The 603-nt window shown below is 60.9% G+C and carries 1 protein-coding gene; it reads right to left on the bottom strand.

Annotated features, from left to right (window positions below; translation table 11 throughout):
• Positions 1-82 precede the first annotated feature (82 nt).
• Positions 83-376, bottom strand: a complete 294-nt coding sequence (locus IMZ11_RS43370; RefSeq protein WP_305075955.1) for a WXG100 family type VII secretion target — start codon at positions 374-376, stop codon at positions 83-85.
• Positions 377-603 lie beyond the last annotated feature (227 nt).

A 603-nucleotide genomic window follows, 5' to 3' on the forward strand; every position in this document is an offset into this window, starting at 1 on the left:
TCTCACTGGCGCCGCCCTCGATGCCGGCGAAATTCCAAACCTGTTCTGTCATGTCTTGTCTCCGTTCTTGAGGTCAGTTAGGTCAGATGTTCATCGACGAGGCGAGGTTGCCCGCCTGATCTTCGTCGGTGCTGGAGTACTGGGTACCCGAGGTGTGGATGTTGGTCGAGATCTCGTTCAGCTCCTGGATCTGCTTGTCAGCAGCCTCGTGGAACCGTGCCAGCGCCGCCTGGGCGGCGGTACCGGCCTGGCCCTGCATCTGGGCCGCCAAGGTGCCGCCGGTCGACTCGACCTGCGCGATGACGCTCTTGAGCTCACCGGAGATGCGCTCGAAGTTGGCAGCCTCCTTGGCGAGGACGGCGGCATCTGTATTCATCTGTGCCATGTTGGATTCCCCTTATTTTTCCTTTGTCCTCACCAGAGAAATGTTTGGCGAGTCCTCCGGCCGGGCGGCCGGAAAGTTCGTGTTGTGGACGACTTACCAGTCGTCGTCTCCGTCGTCAGTTTGGTCATATGTGAGTGCGGTCGGTGCCACGAGTCCGTCCTTGGTGCCACCGCTCTTCTCTTCGTTGTTCTTGGCGGCGTGCACCGGTGCCCCGCCGC

The sequence above is a fragment of the Microtetraspora sp. AC03309 genome (genome assembly GCF_020826795.1).
GTDB lineage: Bacteria > Actinomycetota > Actinomycetes > Streptosporangiales > Streptosporangiaceae > Microtetraspora > Microtetraspora glauca.

What these genes read in the sequence shown, in the direction of transcription:
- IMZ11_RS43370 (WP_305075955.1), bottom strand. Translation starts at nt 376, where the DNA reads ATGAATACAGATGCCGCCGTCCTCGCCAAGGAGGCTGCCAACTTCGAG.